We start from the raw sequence: 15,788 nt of genomic DNA, 5'->3' as shown, positions 1-15,788 counted from the left end.
GATCGAAACGACTGCGAGTTCAGCCTGCCCGGGATCGGGTGGCCCGGTCCAGCGCACGGTCCAGGACGACGAGCAGGGCGTCCCGTACCGAGAGGCGGTCCCGGGCGTCGAACTGCACCAGCGGCACGTGCTCGCCGATCGCCAGCGCCCAGCGGATCGACGGCAGGTCCAGGGCCAGCCGGCCGTCGAAGGCGTTGACGCCCACCGCGAACGGCAGGCCGGACCGCTCGAAGAAGTCGATCGCCGGGTAGCAGTCGTCGAGCCGGGCGCTGTCCACCACCACGAGCGCGCCGAGCGCGCCCCGGGCCAGGTCGTCCCACATGAACCCGAAGCGCGCCTGGCCGGGCGTACCGAAGAGGTAGAGCTTCAGGCTGCGGTCGATGGTCACGCAGCCGAAGTCCATGGCGACGGTGGTGGTGGTCTTGCCGGCGACCCCGCCCGGGTCGTCGATGCCGATGCCGGCGGTGGTCATCTCCGCCTCGGTGGTCAGCGGCGCGATCTCGGAGATCGCGCCGACAGTGGTGGTCTTGCCGACCCCGAACCCGCCGGCTATGAGGATCTTGACCGGGATCGGCGGCCGGGGCGCCGGTACCCGGCTGACGATCGGGGCAGGTTCGGCCGGCGGCACACCCGGCGGCAGGTACGGCAGTGGCGGCGTGGGCGGGGGTGGCGTGGCCCGGCCGATCAGCGGCGCCGGGCCGCCGTAGCGGCTCGGGGCGCTGTTGGCGGCCGGCCCACCCGTGGCGGCCGCCGGCCATTCAGGAGATCGCACGAAGTCCATCAATCACTCGCAGGATGATGTCGGGATCGAGGGCGTCGTCGACGTCCGCGACGTGCACGTCGAGATGGCCGGCGGCGCGAAGGTCGCCGACCAGCACCCGGGTCACCCCGAAGTGCATCCGGGTCCGGGCGGAGATCTCGGCCACCGAGACGGGCTCGGCGCAGATCGCGACGATCGCCGCCAGCTCCGGGGCCAACCGGGCGGTCACCGCCCACGAGGTGCTGCCCGGACGAGCGGTGACCTGGGTCTCCAGGCCGATCGCCGGGTCGCCGTCCACCCGTCCGGAGGTCAGCACGAAGGGGCGTGGGCCGGTCGGCTCCCCGTCGCCCGCGTCCGGCTCCGGCACCGGAGCGGACGCGTGCAGGAAGGGGCGGATCCGGACGCCGGGTTCCGGCTCCGGGTCCGCGCCGGCGGCCCCTGGGATCATTGCTGTACGGCGTTCTTCAGCTCGGCGATCAGGCGCGGACTCAGGGCGCCGCCGGCGCGGCCGGCGAACAGCGTCATCTCGTACGCCACGGTGCCCAGGTTCGCCGTGCGGTCGGCGACGACGCCGAGCACCGAGCCGCTGCTGATCGCGCTGATCAGCAGGTATCCCTCGGCCATGTCGACGATCACCCGGTTGAGCGCGCCGAGCGCGTACCAGCTCGCCGCGCCCCCGGCGAGACTGGTCATGCCGGAGACCACCGCGGCGAGCCGTTCCGCGTTGGACCGGTCCTTGATCGCGGACATGGCCATCAGCAGCCCGTCCGAGGAGACCGCGATCGCCTCCATCACCCCGGCGGTGCTGGAGGTGAACGAGTCGAGCAGCCAGTTGAAGGTGCGTGCCTCGGGGCTGAGGTCGCCGGTGGTGCTCTGTTCGACGTTCTCGTGGAGGAAGGGGCTGGTCACCGTGATGGGTCCTCTTCGTAGCGGCGGTCGGTACTGACTTCGCGCAGAGCACGGGCGACGCCCGCCTCGAACTCGCTGATCCGGTTGCGTACCTCGACGGGGTCGCCGGGGTCGGAGCTGGTGGGGGGCACGGACTGCGCCGGGGAGACGGACAGGTTCGCGCCGGGCACCCGGCGGCTGAGCCGGGGCCGTTCCGCAGCCGGGGGCGCGTGGTCGACGTCGCCCTCGGCCCGCCGTACCCCGTCCTGGAACGCCTCGACCAGGGCCCGGACGCTCGACGGGTCCGCCGGTACGCCGATCAGCGGTCCGCCGGTGGCCGGTCCGGCCGGACCGGCGGGCGGGGTGGCCGGCAGGTTCGCGCCGGGCACCCGCTGCCGGATCGGCGAGCGGGTACCGGGCCGCCCGGCGGGCGGCCCGACCGGGTTCGGCCCGGTCGGCGCCGGCATGACCGGGGATGACCCGGCGGGCGCCGGGGCCGGGCGGGTGGCCGGCGGCGTCAGGGTCGGGCCGGTCGCCGGCCCGGCGGCCGGGGGAGCGGCCGGGGCCGGGCCGACGACCGGTGTCGGCGGGGAGACGTGCCCGGGACGCGCCGCCGGTCCGGCCGGCCGGGTGCCCGACGGCGGCCAGGCCGGCGGCGGACCGCCGGTGGCCCGACCCTGGTCCTCGATCGGCTCCGCGGTGTCGGCCTGGTGGCCGAAGGCGTTCCACGGGTCGCCGCTGGACATGCTGCGCGTGGCCCGGGTCAGCAGCTCGGCGTCGAAGCCGGACGGCACCTCGACGGCCGGTGGCTCCGGCTCGCGGGTGCCGGGCACGGCGGCCCGGCCGGCGCCGGCGCCGACCGGCTCGGGGCGGCGGATCACGAGCGAGGCGCCCGGGATCTCCAGGGCGGCGGTGACGCCGCTACCGGGGGTGTGGCTCAGCCGGACGTTCCAGCCGTGCCGGCGGGCCAGCCGGCCGACCACGAACAGGCCGAGCACCTCGGTCGGGGCGAGGTCGAGGCGTTCCCGCCGGGTGAACCGGGCGTTCTCCTCGGTCATCCGGTCCTCGGTCAGGCCGATGCCGTGGTCGACCACGACAAGTCGTGCGCCGCCGTCGGTCAGCTCACCGGTCACCACCACACGGGTGTGCGGCGGCGAGAACGAGGTGGCGTTCTCCATCAGCTCGGCGAGCGTCAGCACCAGGTCGCCCGCGATGGCGGGGGCCGCCGCCACGCCGGGCGGTACCTCCACGTCGACGCGGGTGTAGTCCTCGATCTCGCCGAGCGCGAGCCGGACCACGTCGGCCAGCGGGACCGGCGCCACGTGACCGTCCGAGCCGGTGGCGCCGGAGAGCACCACCAGGCTGCCCGCGTTGCGGCGCAGCCGGCTGGAGATGTGGTCCAGTCGATAGAGGTGCTCCAGGCGGCCCGGGTCGGTCTCCTGGCGTTCCAGCCGGTCGATGAGCGCGATCTGGCGGCCGACGAGGTTCTGCGTACGCCGGCCGACGTGGCCGAACATCTGCGCCACGTTGCGCCGCCCGGCGACCTGCCGCTCGACCAGCCGGGCGGCGGTGTGCTGCACCCGGTCGAACGCGCGGGCCAGGTCGCCGATCTCGTCCCGGGCGCTGACCTCCACCGGGTCGAGGCGTACCGGGGGGACCGTCTCGGACTCGTCGTCGGCGACCCGGGTCAGCTCGGCCTCGGTGACCCGGGCGACGCGCTCGGCGGAGCGGGTGAGCCGGCTCAGCGGCCGGGCCACCGTACGCGCCACCGTCATGCTCAGCAGCACCACGACGAGCAGGATCGCCGCCGCCGCCAGGCTGACCAGCCAGGCCGCGGTCAGGGCCTCCCGTTCCCGGGCGCGGGTCTCCGCGATGACGTCCGCGACGACCTTCTTCTCCACGAACTGGCCCAGCGTGATCATCGACCGGGCCGACGGGAACAGCACGTCCAGCGGCACCGGCGCGATCGCCTTGTCCGGATCCCGGAGGCTGTCCACCAGGAACGTCGGGCTGGTCCGGGCGGCCACCGCCGCGTCGTCCAGCTCGGCCACCTTCAGCTGCTCCGGCGTGATCAGCTTGCGGAACCGCCGGTTGTCGACGTTGAGCCCCGCCATGCAGGCCACGAACGACCGGGCCACCTGCGGATCGCCCGTCGCCTTCACCAGCACGATCTGCGTGGTGCACGAGCTCAGTGCCTCGTCGACGCGCAGCAGCGCGTCCAGGGCGAGCACCTGCCGTCCGGCCGCGGTGTCGGTGTCCACCTGGAAGGGCAGCCGTAGCGCGTCGATCAGGGCGGTGTCGACCTCGCCGAACACGGTCAGGATCTGCTGCGGTGTGGCCCGGCCGCCGAGCGTGGCGTTGCGGACGTCCTCCAGCCGGCGTACCCCGTCGAGGCTCTTGCGGACCGCCGTCGGCAGCGTCTCGGCGCGCAGGTCCGCGACCCGGTCGTCGACGGTGGCCGACTTCTGGATCAGCTCGGTCCGGCTCACCCGCCCGAGCAGCAGCCCGACCGACAGCAGGCGTTCCTGCTGGAGGTCCTGGACCAGGCTGCCGACCCGGCTGGCGACGCGGACGGTCTCGGCGGTGTCGGCTGCCTCCCGGGCGGCGGTGACCCGGTCGATGACGACCGGTACGGCGAGTCCGACCATGCTGAGCAGCGGAATGATGACCAGCAGGGCGAGCTTGCCCCGGATGCGTAACCTACCGAGCAGCATCGAACGGCCTCCACCGGTCGGCGTCGCCACCGTGCCCCACCGCGACCGGCTGGCGGTCGGCCCCGGGCGCGGAGAGCGGTGGCTCCGGGTGGACAGTCGGCGCCGGCCCGGCCTCGGCCGGTTCCCGGCGTGCCGGGGTGGCCCGGGACCGGTCCCGGCGCAGCGCGGCCACGTGCAGCGCGACGATCCCGGCGATCAGCACCACCGCCGCCCCGGCGGCGATCCGGCCCAGCAGCCGGTCCCGCTCCAGGGCGTCGAGTCGTTCCCGCAGCAGCGCGTCGAGCTGGTCGAGGATGACCGTGCGGAGCTGCTTGGCGGCGTTCTGCGCGCTGATCCCGGCGCGGGTGAGCTGGTCGGTGCTCGGCGCGGAGCGGCCGGCGCCGGGCGCCGAGTAGACAGCGAACGTCTCCAGTGAGCGCTGGTAGGTGTCCAGCGGCGTGAGCACGTTGGCGCCCAGGTCGGTGCTCTCCGAGCTGTCGACCGCCGAGCGCAGGTCGGCGACCAGGTCGGTGGCGGGACCGAGCGCGGAGACGCGCAGCTCGGCCAGCTCCGCGCCGACCCGCGCGCGTTCGGCGGCGGGGCGCTTGGCGGACAGCCGGGCCAGGTCGACGAGCCGCCCGGCCAGCACCGTCGCGGTGGGCAGGTCCCCGCCGATGCCGTCCTGGAGGAAGAACGAGTCGGAGCGCGGGTCGCGGATCAGGCCGGAGCTCTCCCGTACCTTCCGGTAGAGGGCCAGGAGCAGGTCGGACGCCTCGCCGTAGGCCCGGTACGCGGCCTCGGGGTCACCGATCCCGCGGTCCGGCAGCGCCTCCAGCTTGGCCCGCAGCCCGGCCCAGCGTTCGTGGGTGCGCAGCTCGTCGCCGACGGCGTTGTCCACCTCCGCGACGCCCTCGATGGCGGCGGCGAGCGAGGCCCGGGAGACGGCCCCTTCGGCGACGGCGATGGCCTGGGCCTCCACCAGCGTGTCGGTGACCGGCCCGAGGGCGCGCAGATAGCGGACGCCGAGCCGCTCCCGGCTCACCAGGTCGTGGTCGTCGGCGAAGTCGCGTTCGGCCTGGACGAAGATCAGCCCGAGCGGGGCCAGCAGCGCCAGCACCAGCACCAGGGCGAGCGTGCGGCCCGGTACGGCGGGCCGCCGGCGAACCCGCGACGCGGGGACTGTCATGGTGTGTCTCCTCCGGCGACGGCGGGGCGATCGGTGCCCCGGGAGGTCGCCGTACGCAGTCCCGTGCACCGGACCGGAAAAGTAGCCGAACCGGACGCGCGTGAGACCTCGGCCGATGAGTCGGCTTCGCGTCAGTCCATTTTGGGTGACCCTGCGTCAGGGCGAAAGGTACGTAGCGTGTGATCGTGTTGCCGAGAAATGACATCGACGATGGTTTGCGCCTGTAGATGTGAATTCACATGATCCGAATACGTCCCGCTGGGATGCTCTGGACCTTTGGCGGATGACGGACGCTACGCGACGATCGGTGCAACCGGACAGACGTACGGCGGATCTCAGCGAATGCTCAGCCGTCGGCCCGTACCGTGTGGCGCATGAGATCAACCGCCGCGCGGCTCCGGCGCGCCCTGGCCGGCCATCCGCGCCGCATCGTCGCCGCAGTGGTGGTGGTCGTCCTCGTCGCCGCCGCGCTGGTCTGGGTGGCCCGGCCGCGGGGCGCGGACTTCCGGACCGAGCCGGCCCTGGTGACAGTGCGTTCCGGGCCCTCCGGCGACGAGCCGGTCGACCTGGACACCACGCTCTACCTGCCGGAGGACGCCTCGTCGTCGAACCGGGTGCCGGCGGTGCTGCTGGCGCACGGCTTCGGCGGGACCAAGGACTCGGTCCGCTCCGACGCCGAGGACCTGGTCGCCCGCGGGTACGCGGTGCTCACCTGGACCGCCCGCGGGTTCGGGCGCAGCGGCGGCCAGATCCACCTGGACAACCCCGACTACGAGGTGCGGGACGCGCAGCGGCTGCTCGACCGGCTCGCGCAGCGGCCGGACATCCGCCTCGACGCGGCCGGCGACCCCCGGGTCGGTGTGGTCGGCGGCTCGTACGGCGGCGGCCTGGCCCTGCTGCTCGCCGCGCAGGACCAGCGGATCGACGCGATCGTCCCGATGATCACCTGGAACGACCTGTCCCGCGCATTCCTGCCGGAGAGCAGCGGCCGGCAGCCCACCGACGGCGTGTTCAAGAAGGGCTGGGCCGGCATCTTCTTCGGCGGCGGCGGGAACGCCGGATCCGGCCCGGCCGGGCTCTCCGGGGCCACCGCCGCCGCACCGGAGGGCGCACCCGAGTCGGCCGGCCCGCCGAGCCCGCAGCCGGGCGCCGGGCCGGGCACCGGTGCCGGTCGCGCGCCGGCCGGCGCCGCCGACCCGTCCTGCGGGCGCTTCGCGGCCGACGTCTGCGCCGCGTACCTGCGCATCGCCACCACCGGCCGGGCCGACGCGGCGGCGGTCGAACTGCTGCGCCGGTCGTCGCCGGCCGGCGTGCTGGACCGGATCAAGTCGCCGACGCTGCTGGTGCAGGGCGAGGCGGACACGCTGTTCCCGCTGGCCGAGGCGGACGCCAACGCCCGGGGCATCGCCGCCGCCGGCACCCCGGTACGGGTCGCCTGGTTCACCGGCGGCCACGACGGCGGCTCCGGACCCACCTCCGACTCCGACCGGGTGAAGTTCCTGACCGCACAGTGGCTCGACCACTACGTCAAGGGCGACGGGGCGGCGCCCGGCGACACGTTCACGTTCTCCCGGATCGCCGGGTTCGACGCGCTCGACCGGGGCCTGGTGGCGACCGGCTTCCGTACCGCCGACTACCCGGGGCTGACCGGGCAGGACCGCCGCGAGGTGACGCTCGCCGGTCCGCCCCAGCCGGTCGCCGTACCGCCGAACGGCAACCCGGCGGCGATCTCCTCGGTGCCGTTCGCGGGCGCGCTCGGCTCGCTGCTGGACGGCGTCGCCGGTGACATCCCCGGCCAGCACGCCCGTTTCGAGTCGGCGCCGCTGGACGAGCCGGTCGACGTGGTGGGCGCGCCCACCGTGCGGATCAGGGCCGCCTCCCCGACCGGCGAGGCGGTGCTGTTCGTGAAGCTCTACGACGTCGACCCGCAGGGCGCTGCCACGCTGCCGTCCGGCCTGGTCGCGCCGGTGCGCCTGACCGGCCTGCCGGCCACCGTCGACGCGGCCACGCCGGTCACCGTGACGCTGCCGGGGATCGTCCGGCGGGTCGAGGCCGGGCACCGGCTGCGGCTCGTGGTGGCGACGTCGGACCAGGCGTACGCCTCGCCCGCCGAACCGGCCGTGCACACGGTGGCGCTCGCCGACGGGCCGCTGACGCTGCCCACCGTCGACGCCACGCCGATCCCCACCACCGCCGCGATCTGGCGCTGGGCGCTGGCCGGCCTGCTCGTCGCGATCGTGGCCGGGCTCGTCGTGGTCGTGCTGCTCACCCGCCGCCGGCACCGTCGCCAGGACGACTCCGTGCACCCGGAGTACGCGGGCGTCCCGCTCGCCGTGCGCAACCTGCGCAAGGAGTACGCGGACGGCTTCGTCGCGGTCTCCGACGTGGACTTCGAGGTGCACCCCGGCCAGGTGGTCGGCCTGCTCGGGCCCAACGGCGCGGGCAAGACCACCACGCTGCGGGTGCTGATGGGACTGACCCAGCCCACCGCCGGGGAGATCTACGTCTTCGGTCACCGGCTGGTGCCGGGCTCGCCGGTGCTGTCCCGGATCGGCGCGCTGGTCGAGGGGCCGGGCTTCCTGCCGCACCTGTCCGGCCTGGACAACCTCAAGGCGTACTGGCGGGCCACCGGCCGGCCGTGGGAGGACGCGCACTTCGACGAGGCGCTGGAGATCGCCGGCCTGGGCGACTCGGTGCACCGGCGGACGAAGAAGTACAGCCACGGCATGCGGCAGCGGCTGGCCATCGCCCAGGCCATGCTCGGCCTGCCCGAGCTGCTGGTGCTGGACGAGCCGACGGACGGGCTGGACCCGCCGCAGATCGCCGAGATGCGCCGGGTGCTCCAGCGTTACGCCACCGACGGCCGGGCGGTGCTGGTCTCCAGCCACCTGCTGGCCGAGGTGGAGCAGACCTGTACGCACGCGGTGGTGGTGAACAAGGGGCGGATCGTGGCGTCCGGCCCGGTGGAGGAGATCGTCGGCGAGTCGCCGAGCGTGCTGTTCGAGGTGAGCGACCCGGACGCGGCGCGTACGGTGCTCGACCGACTCGACGGCGTACGGGTGCTGCCCGACGCCGACGGCGGCCTGGTGGTCGACACCAACGGCACCGCCCGCAGCGAGGTGGTGGCCGAACTGGTCCGCGCCGGCATCGGGGTGGACCGGGTGGTGCCCCGGCGCCGCCTGGAGGACGCGTTCCTCGCCCTGGTGGGCGAGAACTCTCGGGGAAGCGGGGACCGGTGATGGCGGGTTCGTCTGTGGCATCGTCGCCTGGTGGCGGCACGTCCGGTACGGCGGCGCCGGGCGCGGGCGGGGCGGCGGCCGGTTACCGGCCCTCGGCCACGCTCCCGTTCGGCGCGGAGTTCCGGCGGCAGGCGTCGCGCCGGCGTACCCAGCTCGCGCTGGGGTTCATGGTGCTGCTGCCGCTGATCATCCTGGTGGCGTTCCAGTTCGACGCCGGGGACGACGACGGCGGCGGGCGGGGCGAGTTCTCCAGCCTGGCCGACCTGGCCACGTCAGGCGGGCTCAACTTCACCCTGTTCTCGATCCTGGTGTCCGCGTCGTTCCTGCTGGTCGTGGTGGTGGCGCTGTTCTGCGGCGACACGGTGGCGAGCGAGGCGAGCTGGGGCAGCCTGCGCTACCTGCTGGCGGTGCCGGTGCCCCGGGCCCGGCTGCTCGCGGTGAAGCTGGTCGTCGCGCTCGCGTACTCCGGGCTGGCCCTGCTGTTGCTGGCCGGTACCGCGCTGCTCGCCGGCACGCTCCGGTACGGCTGGAAGCCGCTGAGCAGCCAGGTCTCGGCCGAGCTGGCGCCGGCGGACGGGTTGCTGCGGCTGCTCGGCGTGCTCGGCTATCTCGCGGTCGTGCTGCTGGTGGTGGCCGGACTGGCGTTCCTGCTGTCGGTGACCACCGATGCCGCGCTCGGCGCGGTCGGCGGCGCGGTGCTGCTGTGGATCCTGTCCAGCATCCTGGACCAGATCACCGCGCTGGGCGGGCTGCGGAACCTGCTGCCGACCCACTACAGCAGCGCCTGGCTGGGGTTGCTGTCGACGCCGATGCAGACCGACGACGTGGTCAAGGGCGCGTTCTCGGCGGTCGTCTACGCCACGCTTTTCTGGGGCCTGGCCTTCTGGCGCTTCACCCGCAAGGACGTCACGAGCTGAGGTGACCCGGACGGGGTCACCACGGGAGCGCCTCGGCCCATATCATGGGAGCGTTCCCATGCGATTGTCCCGCCTGCAAAGATATCGATTAACATCGATCGATACTCCCGCCATCCTGGACGGCGTCCGGCACCCGTACCAGGAGGTTCCCTATGATCCCGGCGCAGCTGAAAGACCCCGTGCTGTCCCTGTTCCGCATCGTCACCGGCCTGCTCTTCCTCTGCCACGGCGCCGCCTCGATCTTCGGCCTGTTCGGCGGCAACCCGGCCACCGGCGGTGCCGTCCCGTTCGCCACCTGGCCCAGCTGGTGGGCGGCGCTGATCCAGCTCGTGTGCGGCGCGCTGGTCCTCGTCGGCCTGTTCACCCGGCCGGCCGCACTGCTCGCCTCCGGCTCGATGGCGTACGCGTACTTCGTGGTGCACCAGCCGCACCACCTGATGCCGATGCAGAACGGCGGCGAGCTGGCCGCGCTCTTCTGCTGGTCGTTCCTGCTGGTCGCGGTGCTCGGCCCGGGAAACTGGGCGCTCGACGCGCTGCTGGCCCGCCGCCGGTCCACCGCGACCGAGCCCGCCGCCGCGCCGGCCTCGGTCCCGGTCTGAGCGTTCGCACCGAACCAGATCCCGGTCGGGGTGCTCCCGTGCCGGGCTCTGGTTCCTACAGCGGATTGACCGGCGGAGTCGTGGGCGGGGGCGGGGCAGCCGGCGTGGGCGTGTCGGCCGGGCCGGGCTTGCGGCGCTCCCACGCGCTGACGCCCAGCCGGCCGGTGTTGCCGAGGTCGATCGGCCCGTCCAGGGCGACCGGGTGCGCCGGCCGGCCGGCCACCGGCGCGACGTCGAGTCCGGTGCCGTTCGTCGCCGGCACCGTCGCGTCGGTGACCAGGTTCCGCCAGATCAGCGCCGCGCCGGCCCGCTCGCCGGGGGCCAGCACGATCCGGGTGGGCGGGTGGTCGAAGCCGGAGGTGATCGGCTTGGCGCCCGGGATGATCCGCACCTCGATCGGGTCGCCGTCGGCGTCCCGGAGCGCGACCGCCGGATAGCCGCGCAGCTCGTACGGCCGGTCGCCGCAGTTGAGCAGGTCCAGGCCCATCGCCCGCAGCCCCATCGCGGCGCTCACCCCCAGCTCGGTGATCGCGACGCCCTCCGGCGAGCAGGTGGCGGCGGGCGTCGGCTCGGCCGTGGCGGCACCCGGCCGCGGCGGCGCCGTGGGCATCGGATCGGACACTCCTTCCGCGGGCCCCTGCGCCGGGGCGCAGGCTGCCATCAGCGTCACGCCGGTGAGGGCGCCGATCAGGCGCACCGATCTCCGCATCGGGTGATCATGCCACTCGGCCGCGCTCGGCGAGGACCGCATCGAGCAGGCCCGGGTAGCCCGCTGTGGTGGAGCCGGTCGCGGTGGTCGGACGCCGAGCCGGCCCACAGCGTGGGATCCCGAGGTGGCGCGGCCGTGAGCAGCGCCTAGACTCGGCGGCACAACTGAATACCTCATCCAGAGGGGCTGAGGGATACGGCCCGACGACGCCCCGGCAACCACCCGCACGCTCGACGACGAGCGACAGCGGGCAGGTGCCAATTCCGTCCCCGCCGCACCCGGCGATGCGGGGAAAGATGAGAGGAACTCCTCGACATGACGTCGACGCTTCCCGTCGCCACCGGTATCGACACCACCCTCAGCCCGGCCCGCGCCCTGGTCTGCCGTGCCTGTTCGGCGCGGTACCCGCTCGCCGCGCAGCACGCCTGCTACGAGTGTTTCGGGCCGCTGGAGGTCGACTACGACACCGCCGCGCTCGCCACCGTCACCCGTGAGCAGATCGAGGCCGGTCCGGACAACATCTGGCGGTACGCGGCGCTGCTGCCGGCCGGTCAGGACCCGGCCACCCGGGTCACGCTCGACCCGGGGCTGACCCCGCTCGTCGCCGCCCCGCACCTCGCGGCCGAGCTGGGGCTCACCGCGCCGCTCTGGGTCAAGGACGACAGCGCGAACCCCACCCACTCGTTCAAGGACCGGGTCGTCTCGGTGGCGCTCACCGCGGCCCGCGCGCTCGGCTTCGCCCGCTACGCCTGCGCCTCCACCGGCAACCTCGCCAACTCCGTCGCCGCGCACGCGGCCCGGGCCGGCGTGCCGTCGATCGTCTTCATCCCCGGCGACCTGGAGCAGGGCAAGGTCGTCACCACCGCTGTGTACGGCGGCGACCTGGTCGCCATCGACGGCTCGTACGACGACGTGAACCGGCTCTGCGGCGAGCTGGTGGAGACCGACGAGTTCGAGGACACCGCGTTCGTCAACGTGAACGTCCGGCCCTACTACGCGGAGGGCTCCAAGACGCTCGGCTACGAGGTGGCCGAGCAGCTCGGCTGGCGGATCCCGGCCCAGGTGGTCATCCCGATGGCCAGCGGCGAGCTGCTCACCAAGATCGACAAGGCGTTCGCCGAGCTGGTCGAGATCGGGCTGGTCGAGGCACCGGCCGGCGGCTGGAAGGTGTTCGGCGCGCAGTCGGCCGGCTGCAACCCGATCGCCACCGCGCTGCACGGCGACACCGACACGATCGTGCCGGTCAAGCCGGCCGGCATCGCCAAGTCGCTGAACATCGGCGACCCGGCGGCCGGGCTGTACGCGCTGGAAGCGGTGCGGCGTACCGGCGGCTGGATGGACTACGCCGACGACGACGAGATCCGCGCGGGCATCCGGCTGCTCGCCCGTACCACAGGGGTGTTCGCCGAGACGGCCGGCGGCGTGACGGTCGCGGTGCTGCGCAAGCTGGTCGAGTCGGGCCGGCTCGACCCGGCCGCCGAGACGGTGGTGTTCAACACCGGCGAGGGCCTGAAGACGCTCGACGCGGTGGCCACCCAGGTCGGCCCCACCCACCGCATCAAGCCCAGCCTCCGCGCCGCCCGCGACGCCGGCCTCCTGGCCTGACCCCTCCGGTCCTCCGCCACCTGCGCGGTGATCAAGGAGTATGTGTCGCCGGCCGGGCCGTTTCGTGACACGAACTCCTTGGTCACCGCCGTCGGCGGGGGTGGCCGGGTGGGGGAGGTGGGGCTCGCCCGGGTGGGGGATCGGGTGAGACCGGTGGGTAACCGGTGATGTGCGGTGAGTGCCAGAAAACCGCCCTCAAGGACTTGACGGCAGGAACCGGACGGCGCAAGATGCTTCGTGCGGGAGGGCATCCGCCGGAGACTTTTCAAGTTCTTGCGACCCAACGCCGGAGGCGTTGTGCGGACGTCCCTCCCGACCAACGTCCGAAGAGGCCAGCGGAAAACCGCTGGCCTCTTCGCTGTGTCCGGCGCACCCTCGGTGGCATGACGCTCACGGTGACGCCGCTGGATCCGACCGACCGGCCGACGCTCGACGCGGTCTACCGGATCGCCTGCGGCGCGCAGGCCGTCGACGAGCCGGACCTGCCCGACCTCTGCCGGCGGCGGTTCGAGGCGCCGCTGCGGCACCCGATGCCCGGCATCGACACGCGCTGGCTGGTGGCCCGGTTGGACGGGCGGCCCGTCGGCTGGCTCCGGCTCTACCTGCACACGATCGACAACACCGAGAACGCGAGCGTCGAGCTGACCGTGGACCCGGCGTACCGGCGGCAGGGCATCGGGCGCACGCTGCACGACCACGGCGTCCGGCTGCTGCGGGAGCACGGTGGCAAACGACTGGTCGGCGCTACCGTCGCCGCGCTGCCCGGCGAGGAGGGGCGGGTCTTCCCCGGTGCCGCGTTCGCCGCCGCCGTGGGCGCCAAGCCGGCGCTGGCCGACGTCCGCCGCCGCCTCGACGTGGCCGGGCTCGACCGTGACCGGCTCGCCGCGCTGCTGGCCGACGCGCGCGCCGCGGCGACCGGCTACCGGCCGGTGCGGTGGCGCGACCACACCCCCGAGGAGTACGTCGCGGACGTCGCCTACCTGGAGGGCCGGCTACTGCTCGACGCGCCGATGGGCGAGCTGGACTGGGAGCCGGAGCAGGTGGACGCCGCGCGGGTGCGGGACGCGGAGCGGGCACTGGACGCCCGGGGCGTACGCCGGTACAACACCGGCGCGGTGCACGAGGCGACCGGCCGCCTGGTCGGGTGGACCCAGCTCAGCCTGGACGCGAGCAGCACCGACCACGCCTGGCAGCAGATCACCCTCGTCGACCCCGGCCACCGCGGCCACCGGCTGGGCCTGCTCTGCAAGGCCGGGAACCTGGCGTACGCGCTGGCGCACGAACCGGCGTTGCGGGCCGTCGACACCTGGAACGCGGCCGCGAACCGCCACATGATCGCGATCAACGAGCAACTCGGGTTCCGCCCCGCCGCCGGTTCGGTCGACTGGCAGTTGACGATCTGAGTTGTGACACGCCCCTACTGATCTGGTGCCTTTCTGTTGCATGATGGCGGGCATGACGGAGACCCCGCACCCCCTGTACGACAGGCACCGCGAGACCCTCGACCGGGCGCTGACCGCCATCGCGGAGCGCGGGTACTGGTCGGCCTATCCCGAGTCGCCCAGCCCCCGGGTGTACGGCGAGACCGCCGCCGCCGACGGCAAGGCCGCCTTCGAGGCGTACCTGGGCGGGGACTTCCCGCTCGACCAGGCCGGTGACGGCACCACGGTGGCCACCGAGGCCAGCCCGTTCGGGGTGGCGCTGGACGTGCGCTACCCGCACGCGGGCGCCGACCAGCTGGTGTCCGCCGCGAGCGCCGCGCTGCCCGCCTGGCGCGACGCGGGCCCGCAGGCCCGGGCCGGTGTCTGCCTGGAGATCCTGGACCGGCTGCACCGCAACGTGTTCGAGCTGGCCAACGCGGTGCAGTTCACCAGCGGCCAGGCGTTCGTGATGGCGTTCCAGGCCGGTGGCGCGCACGCGCTGGACCGCGCGCTGGAGGCGGTCGCCTACGCGTACGCCGAGATGACCCGCCACCCGGGCACCGCCGGCTGGGAGAAGGCCGCGGGCAAGGGCGACCCGCTGCGGATGACCAAGACGTTCCACGTGGTGCCGCGCGGTGTCGCGCTGGTCATCGGCTGCAACACGTTCCCGACCTGGAACTCGTACCCCGGTCTGTTCGCCTCGCTCGCCACCGGCAACCCGGTCGTGGTGAAGCCGCACCCGCGCGCGGTGCTGCCGCTGGCGATCACCGTCAAGTACGCCCGGCAGGTGCTCGCCGAGGCCGGCTTCGACCCGAACCTGGTGCAGCTCGCCCCCGAGACCGACGGCGAGAAGCTCGCCACCACGCTGGCCCTGCACCCGGCCGTGAAGATCGTCGACTTCACCGGCTCCACCGAGTACGGCGACTGGCTGGAGGCGAACGCCCGGCAGGCCGCCGTCTACACCGAGAAGGCCGGCCTGAACACGGTGGTGATCGACTCCACCGACGACTTCGCCGGGCTCTGCCGCAACCTCGGCTTCACGCTGACGCTGTACAGCGGCCAGATGTGCACCACCTCGCAGAACCTGCTGATCCCGCGCGACGGTATCGAGACCGACCAGGGTCACAAGAGCTTCGACGAGGTGGCGGCCGGGATCGCCGGCGCGGTCGCCAAGCTGACCGCCGACCCGGCCCGGGGCGTCGAGCTGACCGGCGCGATCGTCAACGACGGCGTGCTGGAGCGGCTGGAGGAGGTCACCAAGGTCGGCGAGCCGGTGCTGGAGTCGCGCACCGTCGAGCACCCGTCCTTCCCCGGCGCGGTGGTGCGTACGCCGACTGTGGTGAAGCTCGACGCGTCCGACACCGCCACCTACTCGCGGGAGTGGTTCGGGCCGATCTCGTTCGCCATCGCCACCGACTCCACCGAGCACAGCCTGCGCATCCTGCGCGAGACGGTGGGGGAGAAGGGCGCGCTGACCGCGGGCGTCTACTCCACGAACGAGGCGGTGCTGGACGCGGCCGAGGCGGCGGCGATCGACGCCGGGGTGCACCTGTCCTGCAACCTGACCGGCGGGGTGTTCGTCAACCAGTCGGCGGCGTTCTCCGACTTCCACGGTTCGGGCGCGAACGCGGCGGCCAACTCGGCGCTGACCGACGGCGCGTACGTGGCCAACCGGTTCCGCATCGTGCAGAGCCGCCGGCACGTCTGAAAGGAGGGGCCCCTTCTTAACGCCTCCGGTAGAGGAGGGGCCCCTTATTAACGCCGCGCCGGC

General features: G+C 73.8%; 11 protein-coding genes, 2 pseudogenes and 1 riboswitch. Of the genes and pseudogenes, 7 read left to right on the top strand and 6 right to left on the bottom strand.

All coding sequences use genetic code 11. The features are described 5' to 3' along the window. Positions 1-19 precede the first annotated feature (19 nt). The 5 genes from MICAU_RS28760 to MICAU_RS28740 are packed head-to-tail and all read right to left on the bottom strand — an operon-like array spanning position 20 to position 5,527. Positions 20-781, bottom strand: coding sequence for a GTP-binding protein (locus MICAU_RS28760; protein WP_013288868.1), 762 nt, complete (start codon positions 779-781; stop codon positions 20-22). Continuing rightward, entirely contained in the window at positions 759-1,208 is a 450-nt protein-coding gene (locus tag MICAU_RS28755; protein WP_013288867.1) for a DUF742 domain-containing protein, read from the bottom strand. Before MICAU_RS28755 ends, MICAU_RS28760 begins: the two co-directional genes overlap by 23 nt. Continuing rightward, entirely contained in the window at positions 1,205-1,669 is a 465-nt protein-coding gene (locus MICAU_RS28750; protein WP_013288866.1) for a roadblock/LC7 domain-containing protein, read from the bottom strand. The genes MICAU_RS28755 and MICAU_RS28750 overlap by 4 nt, the downstream gene beginning before the upstream one ends. Further along, entirely contained in the window at positions 1,666-4,362 is a 2,697-nt protein-coding gene (locus MICAU_RS28745) for a sensor histidine kinase (RefSeq protein ID WP_013288865.1), read from the bottom strand. Before MICAU_RS28745 ends, MICAU_RS28750 begins: the two co-directional genes overlap by 4 nt. Next, on the bottom strand, positions 4,349-5,527 hold the full coding sequence (locus MICAU_RS28740) for a hypothetical protein (protein ID WP_013288864.1): 1,179 nt from the start codon (positions 5,525-5,527) through the stop codon (positions 4,349-4,351). Before MICAU_RS28740 ends, MICAU_RS28745 begins: the two co-directional genes overlap by 14 nt. 374 nt (positions 5,528-5,901) lie before the next feature. Between MICAU_RS28740 and MICAU_RS33720 the strand changes: the two are divergent. The 4 genes and pseudogenes from MICAU_RS33720 to MICAU_RS28725 form a co-directional block, all read left to right on the top strand. Continuing rightward, positions 5,902-6,604 (top strand): annotated as a pseudogene (locus MICAU_RS33720) (alpha/beta hydrolase); the annotation flags it as partial. A gap of 104 nt (positions 6,605-6,708) precedes the next feature. Beyond that, positions 6,709-8,766: pseudogene (locus MICAU_RS28735) on the top strand (ATP-binding cassette domain-containing protein); the annotation flags it as partial. Then, on the top strand, positions 8,766-9,683 hold the full coding sequence (locus MICAU_RS28730) for a DUF2705 family protein (protein WP_013288862.1): 918 nt from the start codon (positions 8,766-8,768) through the stop codon (positions 9,681-9,683). The pseudogene MICAU_RS28735 and the gene MICAU_RS28730, both read left to right, overlap by 1 nt. A gap of 152 nt (positions 9,684-9,835) precedes the next feature. Next, positions 9,836-10,282 carry a DoxX family protein gene (locus MICAU_RS28725; protein WP_013288861.1) on the top strand — a complete coding sequence of 149 codons (447 nt, stop codon included), beginning with the start codon at positions 9,836-9,838 and terminating at the stop codon, positions 10,280-10,282. 55 nt (positions 10,283-10,337) lie between these two features. Here MICAU_RS28725 and MICAU_RS28720 read toward each other — a convergent pair whose 3' ends face one another. After that, entirely contained in the window at positions 10,338-10,991 is a 654-nt protein-coding gene (locus MICAU_RS28720; RefSeq protein ID WP_013288860.1) for a DUF4232 domain-containing protein, read from the bottom strand. A gap of 170 nt (positions 10,992-11,161) precedes the next feature. After that, a riboswitch (SAM riboswitch) is annotated at positions 11,162-11,294 on the top strand. 12 nt (positions 11,295-11,306) lie between these two features. On the opposite strand from MICAU_RS28720, the gene thrC reads away from it, so the two are divergent. The 3 genes from thrC (at position 11,307) to paaN (ending at position 15,725) form a co-directional block, all read left to right on the top strand. After that, positions 11,307-12,596 (top strand): threonine synthase, encoded by a 1,290-nt coding sequence (thrC, locus tag MICAU_RS28715; protein ID WP_013288859.1) that lies wholly within the window; start codon positions 11,307-11,309, stop codon positions 12,594-12,596. 383 nt (positions 12,597-12,979) lie between these two features. Beyond that, positions 12,980-13,999, top strand: a complete 1,020-nt coding sequence (locus MICAU_RS28710) for a GNAT family N-acetyltransferase (RefSeq protein WP_013288858.1) — start codon at positions 12,980-12,982, stop codon at positions 13,997-13,999. Between the two features lie 52 nt (positions 14,000-14,051). Continuing rightward, complete coding sequence (gene paaN / locus MICAU_RS28705) at positions 14,052-15,725, top strand: phenylacetic acid degradation protein PaaN (RefSeq protein WP_174361745.1); 1,674 nt, start codon at positions 14,052-14,054, stop codon at positions 15,723-15,725. Positions 15,726-15,788 lie beyond the last annotated feature (63 nt).

Origin of the sequence: Micromonospora aurantiaca ATCC 27029, assembly GCF_000145235.1 — a bacterium.
GTDB lineage: Bacteria > Actinomycetota > Actinomycetes > Mycobacteriales > Micromonosporaceae > Micromonospora > Micromonospora aurantiaca.
The sequence above is the reverse complement of the archived record's forward strand: the minus strand, read 5'-3'. Positions and strand labels throughout refer to the sequence as shown.

Coding starts and splice junctions, on each gene's coding strand:
- MICAU_RS28760 (WP_013288868.1), bottom strand. CDS start 781: ATGGACTTCGTGCGATCTCCTGAATGGCCGGCGGCCGCCACGGGTGGG.
- MICAU_RS28755 (WP_013288867.1), bottom strand. CDS start 1,208: ATGATCCCAGGGGCCGCCGGCGCGGACCCGGAGCCGGAACCCGGCGTC.
- MICAU_RS28745 (WP_013288865.1), bottom strand. CDS start 4,362: ATGCTGCTCGGTAGGTTACGCATCCGGGGCAAGCTCGCCCTGCTGGTC.
- MICAU_RS28740 (WP_013288864.1), bottom strand. CDS start 5,527: ATGACAGTCCCCGCGTCGCGGGTTCGCCGGCGGCCCGCCGTACCGGGC.
- MICAU_RS28730 (WP_013288862.1), top strand. CDS start 8,766: ATGGCGGGTTCGTCTGTGGCATCGTCGCCTGGTGGCGGCACGTCCGGT.
- MICAU_RS28725 (WP_013288861.1), top strand. CDS start 9,836: ATGATCCCGGCGCAGCTGAAAGACCCCGTGCTGTCCCTGTTCCGCATC.
- MICAU_RS28720 (WP_013288860.1), bottom strand. CDS start 10,991: ATGCGGAGATCGGTGCGCCTGATCGGCGCCCTCACCGGCGTGACGCTG.
- thrC (WP_013288859.1), top strand. CDS start 11,307: ATGACGTCGACGCTTCCCGTCGCCACCGGTATCGACACCACCCTCAGC.
- MICAU_RS28710 (WP_013288858.1), top strand. CDS start 12,980: ATGACGCTCACGGTGACGCCGCTGGATCCGACCGACCGGCCGACGCTC.
- paaN (WP_174361745.1), top strand. CDS start 14,052: ATGACGGAGACCCCGCACCCCCTGTACGACAGGCACCGCGAGACCCTC.